22 protein-coding genes are annotated in these 22,094 nt (G+C 68.2%); 8 read left to right on the top strand and 14 right to left on the bottom strand.

The annotated features are described in order from the left end of the window. Window positions 1–25: 25 nt before the first annotated feature. A complete protein-coding gene (gene hmpA, locus LK409_RS06120) occupies window positions 26–1,234 on the bottom strand; it encodes an NO-inducible flavohemoprotein (RefSeq protein ID WP_003810868.1) in 1,209 nt (402 codons plus the stop codon). 146 nt (window positions 1,235–1,380) lie between these two features. Here hmpA and LK409_RS06115 point away from each other — a divergent pair, with 146 nt between their 5' ends. After that, window positions 1,381–1,845 carry a GatB/YqeY domain-containing protein gene (locus LK409_RS06115; protein WP_010928128.1) on the top strand — a complete coding sequence of 155 codons (465 nt, stop codon included), beginning with the start codon at window positions 1,381–1,383 and terminating at the stop codon, window positions 1,843–1,845. A gap of 23 nt (window positions 1,846–1,868) precedes the next feature. Here LK409_RS06115 and dinB read toward each other — a convergent pair whose 3' ends face one another. Continuing rightward, on the bottom strand, window positions 1,869–2,954 hold the full coding sequence (gene dinB / locus LK409_RS06110; protein WP_003810865.1) for a DNA polymerase IV: 1,086 nt from the start codon (window positions 2,952–2,954) through the stop codon (window positions 1,869–1,871). A gap of 97 nt (window positions 2,955–3,051) precedes the next feature. On the opposite strand from dinB, the gene LK409_RS06105 reads away from it, so the two are divergent. After that, window positions 3,052–3,462, top strand: a complete 411-nt coding sequence (locus LK409_RS06105) for a PaaI family thioesterase (RefSeq protein WP_003810864.1) — start codon at window positions 3,052–3,054, stop codon at window positions 3,460–3,462. A 2-nt stretch (window positions 3,463–3,464) separates the two neighbouring features. Here LK409_RS06105 and LK409_RS06100 read toward each other — a convergent pair whose 3' ends face one another. Continuing rightward, window positions 3,465–3,917: a BPTD_2524 family lipoprotein gene (locus LK409_RS06100; RefSeq protein WP_003810861.1), complete on the bottom strand. Its 453-nt coding sequence runs from the start codon at window positions 3,915–3,917 to the stop codon at window positions 3,465–3,467. A gap of 159 nt (window positions 3,918–4,076) precedes the next feature. Here LK409_RS06100 and LK409_RS06095 point away from each other — a divergent pair, with 159 nt between their 5' ends. Continuing rightward, window positions 4,077–5,990 carry a S9 family peptidase gene (locus LK409_RS06095; protein ID WP_003810859.1) on the top strand — a complete coding sequence of 638 codons (1,914 nt, stop codon included), beginning with the start codon at window positions 4,077–4,079 and terminating at the stop codon, window positions 5,988–5,990. Window positions 5,991–6,125: 135 nt separating this feature from the next. After that, window positions 6,126–8,738, top strand: coding sequence for a penicillin-binding protein 1A (locus LK409_RS06090; protein WP_041937159.1), 2,613 nt, complete (start codon window positions 6,126–6,128; stop codon window positions 8,736–8,738). 1 nt (window position 8,739) lies between these two features. Here LK409_RS06090 and LK409_RS06085 read toward each other — a convergent pair whose 3' ends face one another. Then, window positions 8,740–9,474, bottom strand: a complete 735-nt coding sequence (locus LK409_RS06085) for a metallophosphoesterase (protein ID WP_003810854.1) — start codon at window positions 9,472–9,474, stop codon at window positions 8,740–8,742. 163 nt (window positions 9,475–9,637) lie between these two features. Here LK409_RS06085 and LK409_RS06080 point away from each other — a divergent pair, with 163 nt between their 5' ends. Both LK409_RS06080 and LK409_RS06075 read left to right on the top strand, forming a co-directional pair. Further along, complete coding sequence (locus LK409_RS06080) at window positions 9,638–10,819, top strand: PepSY-associated TM helix domain-containing protein (RefSeq protein WP_010928125.1); 1,182 nt, start codon at window positions 9,638–9,640, stop codon at window positions 10,817–10,819. Next, window positions 10,816–11,028: a hypothetical protein gene (locus LK409_RS06075; protein WP_003810850.1), complete on the top strand. Its 213-nt coding sequence runs from the start codon at window positions 10,816–10,818 to the stop codon at window positions 11,026–11,028. The genes LK409_RS06080 and LK409_RS06075 overlap by 4 nt, the downstream gene beginning before the upstream one ends. Here the strand turns inward: LK409_RS06075 and LK409_RS06070 are convergent. Both LK409_RS06070 and LK409_RS06065 read right to left on the bottom strand, forming a co-directional pair. After that, complete coding sequence (locus tag LK409_RS06070) at window positions 11,025–12,005, bottom strand: aldo/keto reductase (RefSeq protein ID WP_010928124.1); 981 nt, start codon at window positions 12,003–12,005, stop codon at window positions 11,025–11,027. The genes LK409_RS06075 and LK409_RS06070 overlap by 4 nt on opposite strands. Window positions 12,006–12,050: 45 nt before the next feature. Continuing rightward, complete coding sequence (locus LK409_RS06065) at window positions 12,051–12,878, bottom strand: aldo/keto reductase (RefSeq protein WP_010930068.1); 828 nt, start codon at window positions 12,876–12,878, stop codon at window positions 12,051–12,053. Window positions 12,879–13,024: 146 nt separating this feature from the next. Between LK409_RS06065 and LK409_RS06060 the strand changes: the two genes are divergently transcribed. Next, entirely contained in the window at window positions 13,025–14,842 is a 1,818-nt protein-coding gene (locus LK409_RS06060; RefSeq protein WP_010928123.1) for an ABCB family ABC transporter ATP-binding protein/permease, read from the top strand. Window positions 14,843–14,896: 54 nt separating this feature from the next. Further along, entirely contained in the window at window positions 14,897–15,280 is a 384-nt protein-coding gene (locus LK409_RS06055; protein WP_003810840.1) for a Rieske (2Fe-2S) protein, read from the top strand. Window positions 15,281–15,289: 9 nt separating this feature from the next. On the opposite strand, the gene LK409_RS06050 is transcribed toward LK409_RS06055, so the two are convergent. The 8 genes from LK409_RS06050 to LK409_RS06015 form a co-directional block, all read right to left on the bottom strand. Then, window positions 15,290–15,541 carry a hypothetical protein gene (locus LK409_RS06050; RefSeq protein WP_003810839.1) on the bottom strand — a complete coding sequence of 84 codons (252 nt, stop codon included), beginning with the start codon at window positions 15,539–15,541 and terminating at the stop codon, window positions 15,290–15,292. Window positions 15,542–15,734: 193 nt separating this feature from the next. Further along, window positions 15,735–15,950, bottom strand: coding sequence for a hypothetical protein (locus tag LK409_RS06045; RefSeq protein ID WP_003810837.1), 216 nt, complete (start codon window positions 15,948–15,950; stop codon window positions 15,735–15,737). Between the two features lie 96 nt (window positions 15,951–16,046). Beyond that, a complete protein-coding gene (locus LK409_RS06040) occupies window positions 16,047–17,165 on the bottom strand; it encodes an AGE family epimerase/isomerase (RefSeq protein ID WP_010928122.1) in 1,119 nt (372 codons plus the stop codon). A 119-nt stretch (window positions 17,166–17,284) separates the two neighbouring features. Beyond that, window positions 17,285–17,497 carry a hypothetical protein gene (locus LK409_RS06035; RefSeq protein ID WP_003810832.1) on the bottom strand — a complete coding sequence of 71 codons (213 nt, stop codon included), beginning with the start codon at window positions 17,495–17,497 and terminating at the stop codon, window positions 17,285–17,287. A 159-nt stretch (window positions 17,498–17,656) separates the two neighbouring features. Next, window positions 17,657–17,878, bottom strand: a complete 222-nt coding sequence (locus tag LK409_RS06030) for a hypothetical protein (protein WP_010928120.1) — start codon at window positions 17,876–17,878, stop codon at window positions 17,657–17,659. Between the two features lie 293 nt (window positions 17,879–18,171). Then, window positions 18,172–19,749, bottom strand: a complete 1,578-nt coding sequence (tcfA, locus tag LK409_RS06025; RefSeq protein WP_041937157.1) for an autotransporter TcfA — start codon at window positions 19,747–19,749, stop codon at window positions 18,172–18,174. Window positions 19,750–20,158: 409 nt separating this feature from the next. Then, window positions 20,159–21,727, bottom strand: coding sequence for an autotransporter outer membrane beta-barrel domain-containing protein (locus LK409_RS06020; RefSeq protein ID WP_041937156.1), 1,569 nt, complete (start codon window positions 21,725–21,727; stop codon window positions 20,159–20,161). A gap of 54 nt (window positions 21,728–21,781) precedes the next feature. Then, on the bottom strand, window positions 21,782–22,030 hold the full coding sequence (locus LK409_RS06015) for a hypothetical protein (RefSeq protein WP_127806951.1): 249 nt from the start codon (window positions 22,028–22,030) through the stop codon (window positions 21,782–21,784). Window positions 22,031–22,094 lie beyond the last annotated feature (64 nt).

The raw sequence follows: 22,094 nt of genomic DNA, 5'->3' as shown, positions 1-22,094 counted from the left end.
GGCGGAACGCGGCAAGCATACACCGCTATGCCACGCCACCGGTGCCGAACACTTCGGCATGGATGCGGTGCTCGGCCACGCCCAGGTCGGCCAGGGCGCGCCGTTGCGCCTGCATGAAGGGCAACGGACCGCACAGGTAGTAGTCCGCGTCGGGCAGGATCACCTCGTCGCGGATCGCATGCAGATCGACCCGGCCTTCGTAGTCGTAGTCGACGCCGCGCCGGTCGTCCGCGCCCACGCGCTCGTAGAACACCGCCTTGCGCACATTCGGCCGCTTGGCGGCCAGCGCGTTGATATGTTCCTTCATCGCATGCACGCCGGCCTCGCGGCAGGCATGCACGAAGCGGATCTGCCGGCCGTCGTCGCGCGCCGTCAGGTGGTTGAGCATGGACACCATCGGCGTCAGCCCCACCCCGCCGCTGAGCAGCACCACCGGCCGGCCGTCCTCGGCGTCCAGCGTGAAATCGCCCTGCGGCGGCGACACGTCCAGCACATCGCCCTCGTTGATGCGATTGTGCAGCGTGCCCGACACCATGCCGGCGGGCGAGCCGGCCTCGCGCTTGACCGAAATGCGCAGTTGCCCCGGCATGCCCGGCGCCTCGGACAGGCTGTACTGGCGCGGCTGCATCAGGCCCAGCTCGGGCACGTAGACCCGCACCGATACGTATTGGCCCGGCAGGTAGTCGGGAGTGGCGCCGCCGTCGGCCGGCGCCAGGTAGAACGAGGTGATCTCGGCGCTTTCCGGCGTCTTGCGCACCACCTTGAAGGCGCGCCAGCCGGTCCAGCCGCCGTCGCGGGAGGCAGCGGCGGCGTACAGCGCGCGCTCGCGTCCGATCAGCAGATCGGCCAGCTGGCCATAGGCGGCCGCCCAGGCGTCGATCAGTTCGTCGGTGGCCGCTTCGCCCAGCACCTCGCGGATCGAGGCCAGCAAATGCTTGCCGACGATGGCGTAGTGTTCCGCGCGCACGCCCAGGCTGACGTGCTTGTGGGCGATGCGCTCGACCACCGGCAGCAGGACCGAGGGATCGTCGATATGCTCGGCATAGGCCGCCACCGCGGCGGCCAGCGCCTGCTGCTGCTGGCCGCTTTGCTGGTGGCCTTGGTTGAACAGCTGGCGCAACTCTGGGTTGCCGCCCAGCATGCGCGTATAGAAATGGCGCGTCAGCGCCTCGCCGTGTTCTTTCAGGACGGGCGCGGTGGCCTTGACCAGCGCGCGGACTTCGGGGCTCAACATACTGCGGTTCCTTCGATGTGGCTGCGAAAAATTAAAACACGCATTTATTCTACACCTTTTAAAAGGCCCGTATCGCGCGCCGTTTGCGGCCCCGCCCCCGGGCGGCGAAAATAGCGGTTTGCAGTCACCTATCCAAGGATTCCGTCATGAGCCACGATACGCTCAAAGCCCGCCTGTCCGACTCGGTCAAGGACGCCATGCGCGCCAAGGCCACCGATCGCCTGGCCACGCTGCGCTTTCTGCTGGCCGCCATCAAGCAGCGCGAAGTCGACGAGCGCCGCGAACTGAGCGACGCGGAAATCACCGCCGTCATCGAGAAGCAGGTCAAGCAGCGGCGCGAATCGATCGCCGCGTTCGAGCAGGCCGGACGCACCGAAACCGCCGAACACGAGAAAGCCGAGCTGGCCGTGCTGCAGGAATTCCTGCCCCAGGCGGCCGCGCCCGAGGAAGTGGCCGCCGCCGTCGATGCCGCGCTGGCCGAAGTCAGCACGCAAGGCGTCACGGGCGCGCCCGCCATGGGCAAGGTCATGGCCATCCTGAAGCAGAAGCTGGCCGGCCGCGCCGACATGGCCGCGCTGTCGCAGCAGGTCAAGGCGCGCCTGCTCCCCTAGGGAGCGCGTCCGGTCTTGGTCGACTAGAAGGCGTCGCCGAACAGCTCCGCCTGGCGCGGCGCCTCGGCCTGCGCGTCGGGGAAATTGCTCATCCCCACCCCGACCAGCCGGTAGCGCGTGTGCGCCGGCAGGTCCACGCGGGTACAAAGCTGGCGCGCGATCGCCGCCAGCTCCGCCGCCGAGCCCGGCGGCTGCATCAGCGTCAGGCTGCGCGTCAGGATGCGGAAACGGTCGGTCTTCAGCTTCAACACCGTGGTGCGCCCGATGCGCCCTTTCTTCGCGCCCTGCTCCCATACCTTGGCCGCCAGCCGCTCCAGCGCCTCGCCCAGCGCCTCCAGCGCCAGGTCGGTGTCGAACGTCGTCTCGGCCGAAACCTGCTGCGCCGGCTGGTCCGCCTGCACCGCGCGCTCGTCGATGCCGCGCGCCAGCTCGTACAGGCGCACGCCATAGCGCCCGAAACGCTGCTCCAGCTCGGCCACCGAATGGCGGCTCAGGTCGCCCACCGTCTGGATGCCCAGTTGCTCCAGGCGCGCCTGCATGACCTTGCCCACGCCCGGCACCTTGCGCACCGGCAAGGGTTGCAGGAAGTCCAGCACGCGCGAGGGCTTGATCACGAACAGGCCGTCGGGCTTGTTCCAGTCGGAGGCGATCTTGGCCAGGAATTTGTTGGGCGCCACGCCCGCCGAGGCGGTCAGGCCGGTCTCCTCGCGTATCTGGCGCCGGATGATCTGCGCCACCTCGGTGGCCGAGGCCAGGCCCAGCTTGTTGCACGTCACGTCCAGATAGGCCTCGTCCAGCGAGAGCGGCTCGATCAGGTCGGTGTGGCGCGCGAAAATGGCGCGCACCTGGCGCGACACCTCGCGGTAGCGATTGAAATCGGGGGGAACGTAGACCGCGTCCGGACAGAGCCGCTGAGCGCGCGCCGCCGCCATCGCCGAATGCACGCCATAGCGCCGCGCCTCGTACGAGGCCGCGCACACGACCGAGCGCGGCCCGGTCCAGGCCACCACGACCGGAAGGCCGCGCAATGCCGGATTGTCGCGCTGCTCGACCGACGCATAGAACGCATCCATGTCGATGTGCACGATTTTGCGCTGGAGCTGGGACATGACTGAAAAGCGTCGCCGCCTGCCGCGGCCGGAAAAAGCGATATTATGGCCCGCCTCTTACCTTCACCACAGATCTGTCACGCAACAGCTACCCATCATGTCAACACCACACACCGACTTTTTCGGCCTGACCATTCCCTTCATGCAGTTGCTCGGGGTGGTTCCCGAGCACTCGGGCAACGGCACCGCCCGCACCCGGCTGCCGGCGCGCGCCGACCTGGTCAACAGCCGCGGCGACATCCACGGCGGCACGCTGATGAGCGTGCTGGACTTCACCCTGGGCGCCGCCATCCGCGGCGACACCCCCGAAGTCGGCGTGGCCACCATCGACATGAACACCAGCTTCATGTCCCCGGGGCGCGGCGACCTGGTCATCGAAACGCGCTGCCTGCGCCGCGGCGCGTCGATCGCCTTCTGCGAAGGAGAGATCCGCGACAGCGCCGGTGAACTGGTGGCCAAGGCCACCGCCACGTTCAAGATCATCCAGCGCCGCCCCGGCGGCGACTGAGCCTAGCGGTTGGGCAGGCGCCAGACTTCCTCGGTCGGCGCCGGATCGCCCGGCATATAGGCCACGCAGGACGGCACTCCGTACACGACCGCTTCGCGCATGGCGCGCAGCGCGTCGGTATTCCAGATGCTCTTGCCCCACATGCCGATATAGACGTTGGAGCTGTGCGCATCGATGGCGCCGATCTCCACGCGCGCCATCTCGCCGTCGAAGAACGGCGCCACTACCCGCACCAGGCCGGTGCGCGCGTTGTCGTCGAGTTCGCCCACCACCCGGTAGCCGCCCTGGCCCACCAGGCAGCGCTCGGCCTGCACCGTCGCGTAGCGATAGGCGTCCTGATAGTTGGTCTGCAGCTTGTAGTTGCCCGACACGGCGCCGGCCCCTGGCGCGGTGCCCACCGAGCAGCCAGCCAGCCCCACCACCCCCGCAACCGCGGCAATCCGTGCAATGCGCATGATTTCTCCCGATGACATGGGCGCGATTATCCCGCATATCGGGGCCGTTCGACACTGCCGGCGCGCCTGTGGCATGATCGACACGGTCGCCGGCGCCGGCGGCACGCCCAACGCCGTATCGCGCGGCCGCGCCGCGCCCGCATTCTCCGGAGGTTCCCCTTGCTCACCCTCATCAAGCGCACCGTCCTGGCCGCCGGCCTGATCGGCACCACGCTGGGCGCGGCCGCCCAGCCCCCGCGCGCCTATCCGCTCAAGGACTTCTTCCGCAACCCCGAGCGCGGCTACTTCCGCCTGGCCGACGACGGCAAGACGCTGGGCTTCATGCAGCCGGTCAGCATCGACGGCCAGCCGCCGCGCATGAACATCTACGTGCAGGCGCTGGCCGACGGCGTGCCGGCCGGCGAGCCGCGCAAGCTGACCAGCGAAACCGCGCGCGATATCAGCAATTTCTTCTGGAAGGGCGACGACACCGTGCTCTACCAGAAAGACTTCGGCGGCGACGAGAATTTCCACGTCCTGGCCGTCAACGCGCGCACCGGCCAGGTCGCCGACCTCACCCCCTACGAGGGGGTGCGCGCCTCGATCGAGGACGACCTGCCCGACGACCCCGACCACGTGCTGATCAGCCACAACCGGCGCGACCCGCAGGTGTTCGACGTCTACCGCGTCAATGTGCGCACCGGGGCGGCCGAACTGGTCGCGCAGAACCCGGGCAACGTGGTGGGCTGGCAGACCGACCATGCCGGCAAGGTGCGCGCCGCCATCACCAGCGACGGCCTGAACACCACCCTGCTCTACCGCGACGACGAGGCCGCGCCGTTTCGCCCGCTCATCACCACCGACTACCGCGTGAGCGTCAGCCCGGCCTTCTTCACCTTCGACGACAGGAAGCTGTACGCCCTGAGCAACCGCGGCCGCGACAAGCTGGCCCTGGTGGTCATCGACCCGGCCACGCCCGACGTGGAGCAACCCGTATTCGAACCGGACGAGGTGGACCTCGACGCGGCCGGCTATTCGCGCAAGCGCAAGGTGCTGACCGTCGCCTCCTACCAGACCGACAAGCCGCGCCACCGGTTTTTCGACGCCGAGACCGAAGCCCTGTACGCCCGGCTGGCGCGCGCCCTGCCCGGCTACGACTTCGCGCTGCAGGGCTGGAACCGCGACGAGGACACCTTCATCGTGGCCGCCTACAACGACCGCACGCCGGGGTCGCGCTATCTGTACGACGCGCGGCGCGACAGCCTGCACAAGCTGGCCGACATCAATCCCGCCATTCCCGAGGCCGACATGGCGCCGGTGCGGCCCGTCAGCTACCAGAGCCGCGACGGCCTGACCATCCACGGCTATCTCACCCTGCCGGCCGGACGCGCGCCCAGGAACCTGGCCTGCATCGTCAACCCGCACGGCGGGCCCTGGGCGCGCGACGGCTGGGGCTACAACCCGGAAGTGCAGTTCCTGGCCAACCGCGGCTTCTGCGTACTGCAGATGAACTTCCGCGGCTCGACCGGCTACGGCCGCAAGTTCTGGGAAGCCGGCTTCGGCCAATGGGGCCTGAAGATGCAGGACGACATCACCGACGGGGTGCAATGGCTGATCGACCAGGGCATCGCCGACCCGCGGCGCATCGGCATCTACGGCGGCAGCTATGGCGGCTACGCCACGCTGGCCGGCGTCGCCTTCACGCCCGACCTGTACGCGGCGGCGGTCGACTACGTGGGGGTATCCAACCTGTTCACCTTCATGAACACCATACCGCCCTACTGGAAGCCGCTGCTGGCCAAAATGCAGGACATGGTGGGCGACCCGGTGCGCGACAAGGCGCGCCTGGAAGCCACCTCGCCCGCGCTGCACGTCGACCGCATCAAGACGCCGCTGTTCATCGCCCAGGGCGCCAAGGACCCGCGCGTCAACAAGGCCGAGAGCGACCAGGTCGTCCAGGCGCTGCGCCAGCGCGGCGTCGAGGTCGAGTACATGGTCAAGGACAACGAAGGCCATGGCTTCCACAACGACGAGAACAAGTTCGAGTTCTACGCCGCCATGGAAAAATTCTTCACCGAGCACCTCAAGCCCTGAGTCCGGCCCCCGCCCCGGCGGGGGATCGGTCCGATCCGTCCCGCATTACGCCGGCGCGGCGCCGTGCACGTTTGGTTACGGAAACCAATTCCCCCAGATGCCGGTCTATGGTGTTCTGCCCTAGAATCGGCACCGATGAATACGTCTTCGCAATCCACCAAGCCGCCCCCGCCCGGCGGGCCGCGGCTGTTTCGCAAATCCCTGTTGATCAAAGCGGGCGTGGCCGTGGCCGGCCTGGGCGCCGCGGGCGCGCTGGCGCTGGGGCTGGCCCTGGCGCTGGCCTGGCCCAGCCTGCCCGAGCTGCACGCCATGACCGACTACCGGCCGCGCGTGCCCTTGCGCGTCTATACCGCCGATGGCGTGCTGATCGGCGAGTTCGGCGAAGAACACCGCAACGTGTTGCGCGCCGACGAAATCCCGCAGGTCATGAAGCAGGCCGTGCTGGCCGCCGAGGATGACCGCTTCTACCAGCATGGCGGGGTGGACTGGATGGGCGTGGCACGCGCCGTGCTGACCAACATGGTCAAGCTGTCCAAGAGCCAGGGCGGCAGCACCATCACCATGCAGGTGGCGCGCAACTTCTACCTGTCCTCCGAAAAGACGTACTCGCGCAAGTTCTATGAACTGCTGCTCACCTACAAGATAGAAGCCGAGCTCACCAAGGACCAGATCCTCGAGCTCTACATGAACCAGACCTACCTGGGCCACCGCTCATACGGCTTTGCCGCCGCGTCGCGCACCTATTTCGGCAAGCCGCTGTCGGAGGTCACCCCGGCCGAGGCCGCCATGCTGGCCGGCATTCCCAAGGCGCCCTCGCGCGCCAACCCGCTGGCCAGCCTGCCGCGCGCCACCGCGCGCCAGCAATATGTGCTGGGCCGCATGCAGACGCTGGGCTACCTGACGCCCGAGCAGGTGCAAGAGGCGCGCGCGCAGACCATCGTCCTGCGCGGCAGCGAGGGCGGCCCGGCGCATGGCTTCGCCATCCACGGCGAGTATCCCGCCGAGCTGGTGCGCCAGCTGATGTACAGCATCTACCAGGACGGCGCCTATACGCACGGCATCGACGTCTACACCACCATCGATTCCAAGGCCCAGCAGGCCGCCTATCGCGCGGTGCGCGCGGGCGTGCTCGACTACACCCGGCGCGCGCCCTATCCCGGCCCGCAGGCGCAGATCGACCTGCCCGACGGCATCGAACAAGACGCCCAGGCCTTCGACGAAATCCTCGACAGCGTGCAGGACCAGGCGCCCGACAGCGACGACCTGCTGGCCGGCGTGGTGCTGTCGGCCAGCCCCACCTCGGTGACCGTGGCCCGCACCGCCACCGACATCGTCACCGTCGACGACAAGAAAGCGCTGGCCATCGTGGCCCGCGCGCTGGCCCCCAACGCCAAGGATGCGCTGCGCATCCGGCGCGGCTCGGTGGTGTACCTGCACAAGAACGGCGACACCTGGGAAATCATCAACATGCCCGCGCTGCAGGCGGCCCTGGTATCGATGTCGCCGGCCGACGGCGCGATCAGCGCCATGATAGGCGGCTTCGACTTCCACCGCGGCTCGTTCAACCGCGTCACCCAGGCGTGGCGCCAGCCCGGCTCCACCATCAAGCCGTTCGTCTATGCCGCCGCGCTCGAGCGCGGCATGACCCCGGCCACCCAGGTCAACGACCAGCCCTTCATGCTGACCGCCGAGCAGACCGGCTCGCGCGCCTGGCAGCCCAAGAACGACGGCAACCGCTACGAGCCCATGCTCACCTTGCGCGAAGGGCTGTACCGGTCCAAGAACATGGTGTCGATCCGCATCCTGCAGGCCATCGGCCCCGAGTACGCGCGCGACTACCTCACCCGCTTCGGCTTCGAGCAGGCGCGCTGGCCCGCCGTGCTGCCGCTGGCGCTGGGCGCCGGCGGCGCCACCCCGCTGCAGGTCGCCAACGCCTACAGCGTGTTCGCCAACGGCGGCTATCGCGTCACCCCCTACCTGATCGACCGCGTCACCGACCGTTCCGGCAAGGTCCTGATGCAGACCACGCCGGTCAAGGCCGGCGACGAAACCGCGCGCGCCATCGACCCGCGCACGGCCTGGGTGATCGACGACATCATGCACGACACCACCACCAAGGGCACGGCCGCGCGCGTCTACCGCACGCTCAAGCGCAACGACATCGCGGGCAAGACCGGCACCACCAACGACGCGGTCGATGTCTGGTTCTCCGGCTACACCGCGCAGCAGACCACCACGGTCTGGATGGGGTTCGACCAGCCCCGCTCGCTGGGCACCAACGAATTCGGCAGCGGGCTGGCGCTGTCCACCTGGCTCGACTACGAACAGCCCACGCTCAAGGGCACGCCCCAGGCGCCGCGCGCGCCGCGGCCCCAGGGCCTGATCGTCGACAACAGCGAGTACTACTTCAGCGAATTCCCGCCCGGGCAGGCCGTGGCCGCGCTGGATCTGTCCAGCGGCGACGAGCTGACCGACTTCCTGAACAACATGCGCCCCAGCGACGGCGCGCCCGCGCGCGTGCAGCAGCCCGGGCAGCCGCCCGCCGGCTCCTCGTCGGGCGGGCAACCTCCCATTCCACCGATTCCGGTGCCCCGCGCCGACCTGCCCGACGGGCAGGCCACGCCGGCCAGCCTGCCGCTGGGCGCGCCGCCCGCGGCCGCCTCCGCACCGCCTGCCGCGCCCGCGCACGGCGGCGCCTCGGCCCAGCCCGTCACCCTGCCGGGCAGGGTCGGCGCCACGCCGCTCTAGCTCAGCCGCGCGCGGCCGGCGCGCCGGCCTGCGCCGGGCGCGGCCAGGCGCTCAGCGTAGAGAGGTCGAGCAAGGTGAAATAGCCATGCGGACGCCAGCCCTGGGTGTCGATGTGATAGACATTGCCCAGCACCACGGGCTCGCTGACCGGCGTATGGCCCGCCACCACGGCGCGGATGCCGTCCACGCCGCGCGCGTCGCCGCTGGCCAGCCGCTCGCGCGACCACTGGCAGACCGAGCGCGCCCGCTTGGGCCGCGCCTGCAGGAAATACTCGAGCCGGCTCCAGTCCCGCACCGGGCAATCGGCGTGCAGCAAGCCCACCGGGCCGGCCTGCGTCGCCACCTCGATCACCACCGGCAAGGCCGCGAACGCGCCGGCCCAGGCGCGCTGGCGCTCGGGCGCGGCATCGAGAAACCAGCCGCCGCCATAGCTGCGCCAATTGTCCTGGTCGACCAGGCCGGTGCGCACATGGCGGATGGCATAGTCCTCGTGGTTGCCCTGCACGGCGTAGAACCACGGATGCGCCAGCCATTGCACCGCGGCCTCGCTGTCCGGCCCCCGGTCTATCAGGTCTCCCACCGAGAACAGGCGGTCGCGCCGCGGATCGAAGCCGCATTCGTCCAGCGCCTGCTCGAGGCGGGAGAAATGGCCATGGATATCGCCCACGGCGAAGTCGCGTCCGGCGGGGTTGCGCGGCAGGCGCAGGAAAGCGGGGTACTGCAGGTTCGGGGCCATCGCAAGCCAGGGCCGGATCCCTGGAAAAAAGTGGTACGGTCACTGTAACCCGGATGGCGGCGGGCCGGCCGGCGCGGGCGCGCATGCCCAGCTTACAAAAAACTGATGAGAATAAATATTATTCGTGATACTTTTCCGCTTTTAGACCTACTTCCACTATTCCATGAGTACAGCGTCGACCATCAAGACTTGGTACCTGGTCCATAAATGGACCAGCCTGGTCTGTACGCTTTTCCTGCTGATCATCTGCATCACCGGCCTGCCCCTGGTCTTCCACCACGAGATCGAGCACCTGCTCGACGAGGGCAAGCCCGTGGCGCAGGTGGCCGAGGGCACGCCCGAGGCCAGCCTCGACACCATCGTCGCCCGCGCCCATGCGCTCTACCCCGACGAATACATCGACTACGTTTTCCTGGATGACGAGGAACCCCAGGTCTATGTCGGCTTCACGCCCAAGCTGGGCCAGGCGGTCGAGGCCGGCCACGCGGTGCGCGTGGACGCCCGCACCGGCGACATCCTGCACGACGGCCCCAAGTATTCGGCCGACCGCTTCAGCTTCATGGGCATCATGCTGGCGCTGCACGTGGACCTCTACGCCGGGCTGGCCGGCGAGCTGTTTCTCGGCCTGATGGGCCTGCTGTTCGTCATCGCCATCGTCTCGGGCGTGGTGCTGTACGGTCCGTTCATGAAGAAGCTGGATTTCGGCACGGTGCGCGCCTCGCGCTCCAACCGCCTGAAGTGGCTAGACCTGCACAACCTGCTGGGCATCGTCACCCTGGTCTGGGCCTTCGTCGTCGGCCTGACCGGCGTCATCAACGAGTTGTCCACGCCGCTGTTCCGCCTCTGGCAGCAGACCGAACTGCAGGCCATGACGGCTCCTTACCAAGGCAAGCCCGTCCCGCGGCCGGCCGAGCTGTCGGCGCCGCAGCGCGCCGCCGACACGGCCTTGGCGGCCGTGCCCGACCGCGCCCTGACCGGCATCTCGTATCCCGGCAATGCCTTCGGCAGCCCGCAGCACTACATCGTCTGGCTCAAGGGCAATACGCCGCTGACCTCCAAGCTGAACACGCCGGTGCTGGTCGACGGCAAGACCGGCGAGCTGGCCGCCGTCGCCAGAATGCCGTGGTACCTCACCGTCCTGGAACTGTCGCGCCCGCTGCATTTCGGCGATTACGGCGGCATGCCGCTGAAAATCATCTGGGCCCTGCTCGACCTGATCACCATCGTGGTGCTGGGCAGCGGCCTCTACCTGTGGCTGGCGCGCCGCAAGGCCACCGACGCACGCGTGGCCGAGCTGGTGCGCCGCCACCAGCAGGCAGCCGAACCGCAAAGGACGCCCGCATGACGCCGCGCCAGCATTTCTATTTCGTCTGGGGCATGCCCATCGTGCTGGGCGCGCTCAGCGTGTTCGGGCTGCTCGCCGCCCTGCTGGGCACCGGCGTGTGGCACTGGGCCTCGTGGCTGGCGCTGGCCTGGCTGCTGGTGGTGATCGCGCGCTTCTGGATCGTCCCGCGCGAACGCCGTCCCGCGCCCGGCCCGCGCCGCGGCGGCTAGGCGAATCCGGCCACCGGATGCGGCGCATAGGCCGCTTCCAGGCGCGCGGCCTCCTCGTCGGTCAGGCGCAGGGCCAGCGCCGCCACCGCGTCCTCCAGGTGGCCCGGCTTGCTCGCCCCCACGATGGGCGCGGTCACCGCCGGCTGACGCAGCAGCCAGGCCATGGCCACCTGCGCGCGCGAGACGCCGCGCTGCGCCGCCACCTCGCCCACCGCGTCGATGACGCCGCGATCGGCCTGCTCGGTGGCGCTGTACAGCCGCTTGAGCACATCGTCGGTGTCGGCGCGCGCGCTGCCCTCGGCCCAGTCGCGCGTCAGGCGCCCGCGCGCCAGCGGACTCCACGGCAGCACGCCCACGCCCTCGGCGCGGCACAGCTTGAGCATCTCGCGCTCTTCCTCGCGGTACAGCAGGTTGTAGTGGTTCTGCATGGTGGAAAAACGCGTCCAGCCATGCCGGTCGGCCAGGTACAGCGCCTTGGCGAACTGCCAGGCATGCATCGAGGAAGCGCCGATGTAGCGCGCCTTGCCGGCCTTGACCACATCATGCAGCGCCTGCAGCGTCTCCTCGATGGGCGTGTCGTAGTCCCAGCGGTGAATCTGGTACAGGTCCACGTAGTCGGTACCGAGCCGCCGCAGGCTGGCGTCGATCTCGCGCATGATGGCCTTGCGCGACAACCCGCCGCTGTTGGGTTCCTTGCGCAAGGGGAAGAACACCTTGGTCGCCACCACCACCTCGTCGCGCGGCACGTACTCGCGCAAGGCGCGTCCCAGGAATTCCTCGCTGGTGCCGTCCGAGTAGCTGTTGGCGGTATCGAAGAAATTGATGCCGGCATCCAGCGCCTGCCGAAAGAACGGCCGGCTCTGCGTCTCGTCCAGCGTCCAGGCGTGGTTGCCGCGCGCCGGCTCGCCGTAGGTCATGCATCCCAGGCACAGGCGCGACACCTTCAGTCCGGTGCTGCCCAGTCGTACGTATTCCATGGTCTCCAAGCTCCTTGGCCGCCCCCTGGGGCGGCGCCGCGGGTATCAGCCGGTGAAGGTGGCGGGGTCGGGTCCGAGCCGCGGGCCTTCCGGCAAGGCGTCGATATCGGCCATCTCGTCGGCCGACAATTCGAAGTCGAATACGTCGATGTTGGCCTGGATGCGCGCCGGCGTCACCGACTTGGGAATCACGATCAGGCCATTCTGCAGATGCCAGCGCAGCGTCACCTGCGCCGCCGACTTGCCGTGGCGCGCGGCGATCCCAGCCAGCGTCGCGTCGTGCATGACGGCGCCCTGGCCCAGCGGGCTCCAGGATTCGGTGGCGATGCCCTGTTCGGCATGGAAGGCGCGCAGCTCGCGCTGGGCGAACCCCGGATGCAGTTCGACCTGGTTGACCGCCGGCACCACGCCGGTCTCGTCGACCAGGCGCCGCAGATTGGCGATCGTGAAATTGGACACGCCGATCGAGCGGGCGCGCCCGTCCTCTTTCATCGCCACCATGGCGCGCCAGGCATCGACGAACTTGTCGCTGCCGGCCACCGGCCAGTGGATCAGGAACAGGTCGACATAGGCCAGGCCCAGCTTGCGCAGGCTCTCGTCCATGGCGCGCTGCGCCTCGTCGTAGCCATGCCGGTCGTTCCACAGCTTGGTGGTGACGAACAAATCCTTGCGGGCTACCCCCGCAGCGCGCAGCCCCTCGCCCACGCCGGCCTCGTTGCCATAGATGGCAGCCGTGTCGATCGAGCGGTAGCCGGCCGCCAATGCGGCCTTGACGCTGGCGGCCGCCTGGTCGTTGGGAACCTGCCACACCCCCAGGCCCAGCTGGGGCATTGCATTACCGTCGTTCAGCTTCAGTACCGGTACTTGCGCCATAAAACCCTCCCTGGTGTTGACGAATCTGACGGGATGAAAAATCCGACACTCTTGCAGGACATTCTCGCGGATGATAACCCCGTGGCCCATAATGCCAATGTGAAAGCCTGTTTCCGGCCCGGTTTCCCAGACCGGCGCCCCTGCCCTTGATGCCCTCCCCCTCTCCGACGCCTGCCGGGCGTAACAGCCTGGACACCTTGCGCACGCTGGCGCCCTTTCTCTGGCCCGCCGACCGCCCCGGCCTGAAGGCCCGGGTCGTCATCGCCATTCTGTGCCTGTTGGCGGCCAAGGCGGCCGTCGTCTATGTACCTATTCTTTACAAGTCGGCGGTCGACCAGCTCGGCGGCGGCGCGCCCGGCGCCGTCACGGTGCCGCTGGGGCTGATCCTGGCCTACAGCGCCGCACGGGTGCTGTCGCTGCTGTTTTCCGAGCTGCGCGACGCCGTGTTCGCCCGCGTCGGCCAGCACGCCATCCGCGCGGTGGGCCTGCAGATCTTCCGGCACCTGCACGCGCTGGCGCTGCGCTTTCACCTGGCGCGCCAGACCGGCGGCCTGACGCGCGCCATCGAGCGCGGCACCAAGGGCATCCAGACCCTGCTGACCTTCCTGCTGTTCAACGTGCTGCCCACGCTGTTCGAAATCGGCCTGGTCTGTGCGGTGCTGTGGAAAATGTTCGACGGCTGGCTTGCCCTGGCCACCGGCGCGACGGTCACCCTGTACCTGGCCTACACGCTGGTGGTCACGGAATGGCGCACGCGCTTTCGCCGCCAGATGAACGAGACCGACTCCGAGGCCAATACCAAGGCGGTCGAAAGCCTGCTGAACTACGAGACCGTCAAGTATTTCGGCAACGAAGAGCACGAGGCGCAACGCTACGACGCCTCGCTGCGCCGCTACGAACGCGCCGCGGTACGCAGCCAGGTCAGCCTGTCCATTCTCAACATCGGCCAGGCCGTGATCATCTCGGCCGGCCTGACGCTGGTCATGTGGATGGCCGCCCGCGGCATCGCGCAGGGGCGCTACACCCTGGGCGATTTCGTGCTGGTCAATACCTATCTGCTGCAGCTGTACGATCCGCTCAGCTTCTTCGGCTTCATCTACCGCGAAATCAAGCAGGCCCTCATCGACATGGAGCGCATGTTCGAACTGCTCGGCGAAGGGCGCGAGATCGCCGACCCGCCCGGCGCGCTCGCCCTGCGGCTGGAAGGCGGCGCGGTGGAATTCCGCGACGTGTATTTCGGCTACGACCCGCGCCGCCCCATACTCAAGGGCGTCAGTTTCCGCATCCCGGCCGGCAAGACCGTGGCCGTGGTCGGCACCTCAGGGGCCGGCAAGTCGACGCTGGCGCGCCTGCTGTTTCGCTTCTACGATGCCGACCGTGGCGCCATCCTGGTCGACGGCCAGGACGTGCGCGGCGTGACCCAGGCCAGCCTGCGCGCGGCCATCGGCGTCGTGCCGGAGGACACCGTCCTGTTCAACGACACCATCCACTACAACATCGCCTATGGCCGGCCCGGCGCGAGCGACGGCGAAGTCCAGGCGGCGGCGCGGCTGGCCCACATCCATGACCTGATCATGGCCATGCCCGACGGCTACCGCACCATGGTGGGCGAACGCGGCCTGAAACTGTCGGGCGGCGAAAAGCAGCGCGTGGCCATCGCCCGCACGCTGCTCAAGAACCCATCCATCTTCCTGTTCGACGAAGCGACCAGCGCCCTGGACACGCATACCGAACGCGAAATCCAGGCCAACCTGCGCGAGGTCAGCCAGGGCCGCTCCACCCTGATCATCGCCCATCGCCTCTCCACCATTGCCGACGCCGATGAAATCATCGTGCTGGGCGATGGCCGCGTGGTCGAGCGCGGCCGCCACCAGGCACTGCTGGCCCAGGGCGGCATCTACGCCGGCATGTGGGCGCGCCAGCAGGAAGCCACCCGTCCGGCCGCCGTGGCCCTGGACGATTGACAAGCACCCCCGCGACGCCCAAGATGCGCGCTTTCGCCGCCCCTTGCCCCCGCCGTGACTGATTCCACGCCCGCCGTACGCGTCTGCGCCGCCGCCGACCTGGTCGACGGCGGCCTGGGCGTGAAAGTCCCGGTCACCGATGGCGCCGGCCAGGCCAGCGCGTTCTTCGTGCGCTACCGCGGCCAGGTCTACGGCTATCTGAACCGCTGCGCGCACGTCGGCGTCGAGCTGGACTGGGAGAACAGTTTTTTCACGCGCGCGGGCGATCTCATCATGTGCGCGCGCCATGGCGCCACCTACGAACCGGACACCGGCCTCTGTATCGGCGGCCCGTGCAGGAACGGCCGCCTGACGGCCTTGCAGGTCGACGAGCGGCCGGATGCCGGTGGCATGGCGGTGTACTGGCTGCCCAGCGGCAAGATCCAGCCGCGCGGCTAGCGCATTGCTTCAGTCCGGCAGCGGCGCCGGTACGCCGTCCTGGTCTACCGATACCACCCGATCCAGCGCGTTGCGCGCCGCCGACATGGCCTCCACCGCGCTGCGAAAGCGCCGCGCCAGGAAAATCTCGAACACCTGCGGCTCGGCCTGCCCGGCCCCGTCCATGGGCGCGGTCTGGATGAACGCGCGCGGCGGCATGCCGTGCTCGGGCTGGGTGGCGAACGCCACGACGGCGAAACCGTTGAGGACCTTCTGAACCATGGCGCCCTGGCCTGATTGGCGGCGCTCGCCGCGGTACCCCCATTACGGCAGGCTACGCCCGGAACTTAAGCCGGCGCGCCAGCAACCGCGCCTCGAACAGCGCCGTCGGCGATCCCGGTGCGCTGGCCGCACGGCACGCGGCGGCCGGGCGAAATACAAACGGGCAGCCTGCCGGCTGCCCGTCGCGCGCCCCTCAAGGCGCCAGTCTGAATCCGAGGTCCACGCCCCAGCGATCGGTCTCCCTCAACCACTTGGCGCCACACTCGATGCAACGGAAATGGTCTTCGCGGTTGGCCTCGCGCCCCTTCTGGCTGGGATTCGTGAAACCCTGGTGGCCCAACCGCGGATGCGGTTCGACGCCGGACGAGCCTGCATTGATGGCCTGGCATGCCGGGCACATGACGCTCATCGCCCACTCCTACACATTTGGTAGCCAAATTGTAAAGGATTTCGGCGAATCACGTTGCTGGCGTAACTTTATGCGACTGCTGCCGGAGCGGAAGATTCATCCCTGCCCGGCCAGCGCATCCTCCAGCGCGGCGTAACACGTGGCCAGGTGGTAAGGCGTGGTGGACGGCATGTCGGCGCGGCTCACATTGCCCTGGGCGTCCAGGCACTCGTGCCAGCCGTCCTGATGCAGGAAGCGCGCCTGGAACGCGCGTAGTTGCGTAGCCAGCTCGGGCCACTGCCCGCTCAGGGCCAGGTAGCGGGCGTACTCCGTCTGGGCCCAGATGCGCTGGGTGGCGTCGCGCACGGCGCCCGACTCGTCGAGCACCGCCGCCACGCCATGGCTGTGCGCGTCCACGCCATGTTGCCGCACCCAGGCGCAACCCCGCTGCAAGGCGCTGCCCAGTTCGAGGTCGCCGAACAGGTCCGGCGCGCCATGCAGCAGCGAGTACCACTCGAACTGGTGGCCGGGCTCGAACCGCGGCGGCTGGTCCAGCGGCTCTTCGGCGATGCACAGCCGTGGCGCGTACAGAAACGTCGACGCGACGTCCTGCGTCAGGCGTCCCAGCGTCTGCGCAAACCACGCCGGCTCGACCACGCCCGCGGCGGCCAGATAGGCTTCGGTCAGGTGCATGACCGGATTCTGCGCCGGGCCGCGCACGACCTGCGCCCAATCGGCCGACAGGGCCGCCACATAGAGACCCTGGCGGGTACGGAAACGCTGCTCGATGACGTCGACGGTGGCCAGCAGGGTCTTGCGCGCCCGCGCATCGCGCGTGCGGGAGAAATACGCCGCGCAGGCGAACACGACAAAGGCATGCGTGTAGAGGTCCTGCGTGTCGTCAAGCGGCTGCCCCTGCGCATCGACGCTATGGCGCCAGCCGCCGTGCGCGGCGTTCTGGAAATACCGCAACAGCGACGAGAACAGCCGCTCGGCATGCGCCGCGGCGGCCGCGCCGTCGGTACGGGAAAACACATACAGCTGGCGTGCGCACGCCATGGCGCGATAGCGCTGCGCGGGCAGCGGCGCGCCATGGGCGTCGAGCGCCTCGCAAGGCAGGCCCAGGCCGGCGTCGAAGCCGCGCTCGAGCCAGAGCGGCACGATGACGGTATTGAAATGCTGGCGCAACTGCGCCACGAGAGCAGGCAGATCAGTGTGGAAAGAGGCGGCTGACATGGGAGTACGACGCGCATGCAAAAGGCGCTCCAGGTGGCGCAACCGCGACGATAACCCAAATCGCCGCAGCCACCGCCCAAGCGCCTTTTGCCCTGCCATTGCCGGCGCTCCCGCGCCGGTCAGCGGTAGATGTTCTCGCGCAGCCAATCCTGCGCGAACGCCTCCGCCCGATCGCGCGCCTCATCCAGCGAGGCGCAGGTTCCAAGATAAGAAAACGCTGCATCGACTTCGGTGCCGCCTTCGGCAGTCACCGTCAACAGCACGCCGTACCCGCCAGTATCCATGGCGGCCGTCGAAACGTCGATCAGTACTTCCTGGTCACGATGCTGCATGGCGCCCTCCCAGTCCGTTACTTGCAAAACGCGTGCGGCTGCAACGCGCGACGTCGGCGGGTGGTGCTAATCCCGCTTCTGGTAATTGGACTATGCTGCCACGCACAAGTTCCATCTCACTCATGCGTGTCCTGCAACAATTCGCGGGAAAAGAAACTGTTATTGGCGATGCAGGGCCCCAGGCTCCTCCATATGCAAGGCCAGGCGCCCCTTTTCGGTTACAACCAGTTGGCCTTGTGCATTGCGTTCGATGCAGCGCAGCGTGGTCAATGCCGTCACGAACTGCTCCGGCACCGGTATCTGCGGCGCGCCCGGCTCGCCGTTCTCGGCCACGACGTTCAACCAATGTGCCAATTCGCCTCGCTGCATCACGTCACCCACTTGCGCCTACGTTACCTTGATGCGCGAACGATATCACGTGGGTAGCCGTTGGCTAGCTGTGATTTTCCCCTGGATGCCACGGAAACAATTTTGCGCTTGCGGCGCCTGCCCGCCGGCACTACATTGAACTTGCCAGGTCTTCTGACACCCATGCGTGCGAAGGCCGGCAAGAACGCCCCAGACTCATCCGCGAGCTGGGGCGTTCTTCCATTTGCGCGGTGCTTGCGCCGCCTGTCCCTGGTGCGGCAAGGGTGCCGGCCCCGCCGGGACAGGCACCCCCGCCATACGATGCGCTACCAGGCGTAGCGATAGCCGATGTGGAAGGTCCACGGCATGGTCTGGCGGCTGCCCTTGGCGTACTCGTACGAGCCGTACAGGCTGCCGTGCTTGCCCAGTTGCGCAGCCACGCCCAGGTCCAGCTCGGCGCGACCGCCGTCCAGACGGTTCTTGTGCCGCACGCCGTTGGTGCGCACCGTGCCCTTGCCGTCGAACTCCTGCACCCAGCTCAGCTTCATGTAGGGCTGCACCACGCGGCCATCGCCCAGGTCGAACTGCCGCCCCACGTGCAGGCCCAGGCGGCCCAGCATGGAGTTCGTGCCGTCGTCCTTGATGCGCAGGCCGTTGCTGGCGGTGTAGTCGGCCCCTTGCGCACGGAAGGCGGCCACCTCCAGCTGCGGCTCCACGTACCAGGCGCCGGGCCACGTGAAGCGCTTGCCCAGTTCCAGCGACGCGCCCACGCCATTGCCGCGGTACTGGCCGCGCACGCGCCGGCCCTTGGCGTCGTCCACCTTGAACGCGTGGCGAATGCGGCTGACCCGCACGATGCCATCCATGTAGAAACCGCCGTCCTCGATGTAGGTGGCGTAAGCGCCCACGTGCACGCTGTCGTCATCGCCCGTGCCGCCCCGGTCGAACTTGATGCGGCCGTTGGTGTAGCCAGCCACCGCGCCCACGTGCCAGCGCCCGTCGGCCACCGGCAAGGCGGTATCGGCGCCCAGTTCGAAACCGCTGATGGTCTGGCGGAACTCGCGCGCCACGCGGTTATCGACATCCTGGCGCCGGCCAAAAGCGCGGCCCCATACGCCGCCCGCAACCGGCGTCAGGCGCAACTCGCCCATGCGCTTGCTCAGCGCGTTCATCTCGGCCTGCCAGACGCCATGCGAACTGCTGGCCAGGCTCACCGCCGCAGAGGCCGGCGCGCTCAAGGTATGCGTACCCGGCTCATAGACGCCGTTGTCCGCTGGCGGCGCCGGCGCGACGGGAGGAACCTCCGGCGCGTCCTGCTCGCCGCCACCTTGCTCGCCACCGCCCTGCGGCCGTTGCGGACCTTCATCGCCGCCATCTCCCTCGGGAGGCTTCGGGCCCGCGTCGCCGCCCGCCGCTGCGGGTGGCTTGGGATCAGCCCCGCCGGGCGGCAGCCCATTGGCGCCGCCTGCGCCTGCCTGCGGTGGTTGGCCGCCGCCTGCCCCATTACCCTGGCCCTTCCCTTGATCCGCAACTGCCGGCGGTTTTTCACCCGGCGACGATGACGCGCCGCCGGGCACATCACTGCCACCAGGCGGTGAAGAGCCCGCCCCAGGCGAGGCGCCGGGAGCGGGACCCGGCACCGGGACTTTGGGAAGCGGCGGTGCTGGCGTCGCGACGGAACCGGGCGCGGCCTGTTCGAGACCGCGCTTGAAGTCATCCAGCGACATGCCGCCAGTCGGCAGAACCAGCCTGAGTTCCTCGTCCGTCAGCGGCGGCGGGAGCTCCAGCGCCCATGTCGAAGCAGGAGAAAGTGTCCACATACCCGCGCCCAGCAGGGCAAGCGCAAGGGCACGCACCGCACCGCGACACGGTGTTGCCCGATTCATATTTCCGTAAATGTGCATAGGTTTTGGTTTCAAGGAGAGTGGCGCTCCCGCTGACGGAAAACACGACGCATAAGAAGCGACCTGAATCAATATGGAGAACCGCCGTACGTCGCGGATGACGCATCCGTCCCCCCATTGCCCGTCAGCGTCTACACATCGCCCCCCCCAACAATCAGACAAATCCTTTTTGTCCTGTTGTATTTTCTTCATTACCAACCAAGCAGCTGACCAATCAATCGAAAATAAGCACTCTCCACGCACGGAGCACACGCACCTGCGCGGAGAGGATCAGTGAGCCTGCCCGCCTCGGGACAGATACCGTCTTGGCCGACTAGCGTTCATGGCGTAGAGCGGTGTGCCTGTCCCGGCGGGGACAGGCACACCCTGCCGCAGATGCCGGGGACAAGGCTCTCGGCGCAGGCGCCCGCTACCAGGTGTAGCGGTAGCCGATGTGGAAGGTCCACGGCATGGTCTGGCGGCTGCCCTTGGCGTACTCGTACGAGCCGTACAGGCTGCCGTGCTTGCCCAGTTGCGCAGCCACGCCCAGGTCCAGCTCGGCGCGACCGCCGTCCAGACGGTTCTTGTGCCGCACGCCGTTGGTGCGCACCGTGTTCTTGCCGTCGAACTCCTGCAGCCAGCTCAGCTTCATGTAGGGCTGCACCACGCGGCCATCGCCCAGGTCGAACTGCCGCCCCACGTGCAGGCCCAGGCGGCCCAGCATGGAGTTCGTGCCGTCGTCCTTGATGCGCAGGCCGTTGCTGGCGGTGTAGTCGGCCCCTTGCGCACGGAAGGCGGCCACCTCCAGCTGCGGCTCCACGTACCAGGCGCCGGGCCACGTGAAGCGCTTGCCCAGTTCCAGCGACGCGCCCACGCCATTGCCGCGGTACTGGCCGCGCACGCGCCGGCCTTGCGTGTCGTGCACCTTGAACTCGTGCGAGAACCGACTCACCCGCACGATGCCGTCCAGATAGAAACCGCTGTTTCCGATATAGGTCGCGTAGGCGCCTACGTGCACGCTGTCGTCATCACCCGTGCCGCCGTGCCGGAACTTCAGACTGCCCTGGCTGTAGCCAGCCACCGCGCCCACATGCCAGCGGCCTTCGGCCGCCGCCAGCGCGGTATCGGCGCCCAGCTCGAAGCCGCCCACCGTCTGGCGAAATTCCCGCGCCACCCCGTTGTCCAGCTTCTGGCGCTGCGTGAAGGCCCGCCCCCACACCCCGCCCGCCGCGGGCGTCAGGCGCAGCTCGCCCATGCGCTTGCCCAGCGCGTTCATCTCGGCCTGCCACAAACCTTGCGCGGCGCTGGCCGTGCCCACCGCCGCGTTGGCCGTCGGCGTCAGCGTGCGCGTGCCCGGCAGGTACACCGCGTCGCCGGCCGGCCGCGCAGGTGGAACGGCCGGCGGTCGAGCTGCCGGCGGCTCGGCCGGTGGCGGCACGACAGGCGGCGCCTCAGGTTGCGCTTGCGGCGGCGCTTCGGGCAAGGCTTCGGGTCGCGCCTCGGGCTGCTTGGGTCGCGCCTCGGGTGGCGCGGGCGGCGATGCAGGAGGCATGGCATCGCCGCCCGCGTGATCGGGCAGGTGCGGCGACGCGTCTTCAGGCACGTTCGGCGCCATGGGCCCGGGCGACGGCGGCGCTGGCGGCGGCTCGGGCGGCGTGTCGCCCGAACCGAACAAGTCCTCCAGGGCCTCCAGGTCTTCCTTCGGCAAGGGAGGCCGCGGCCGCGGGCCGGGTTCTTCGTCTTCGTCGAAAACGCCGTCGGTCCCCACATTGTGGGGCCCCGCCTGCGCGCCGGGTGACCAGTATTGAGCCTGGGCCGCAGGCAGCCACAGCAATGCGCTCATACTCAACAGCAATACGTGGATGTGCGCGGCGCGGCGGCGCGGCGCATGGTGAAACGGATTCATGAACGATCGACGCCTCAATGAACAAGGCGCTCCAGGCCCGCGCACTTGCGGGCCGACACGCCTACGGAAACATGCGCCATCCGTTGATGGCACAGCTTCCGGCGCGCGGCACGAAGCGGGAAGACAAGTCGAGCGATGCGGGGAGATTCATGCGGGATATCGAGGCTGCGTCATCATGCCGGCGCCCCGGCGGCGGCGCAGCACGAAGAAGATGTTGGATTGACGGGCCGCACCAGTCTCGCCTGGCTCGCGGCGACAGGCCAGCAGCTCTCGGCCTGACCGTACGTAGTCGCCTTCCGCGATCAACGCGTCGCGGCAGATATCCTGCAAATGAAAGAGAAATGCCACTCGATGATGTTCAAATTCATACAGGAAATTCACAAAAGGACTGATCACGACATCCCTGCCGAACGTCTACACTGCGCTAGTGCTCGTCTGGCTGACCTTGCCTCGCCCGTTT

This window comes from Bordetella parapertussis, assembly GCF_020735925.1.
Classification (GTDB): Bacteria; Pseudomonadota; Gammaproteobacteria; order Burkholderiales; family Burkholderiaceae_B; genus Bordetella; species Bordetella pertussis.
The sequence above is the reverse complement of the archived record's forward strand: the minus strand, read 5'-3'. Positions and strand labels throughout refer to the sequence as shown.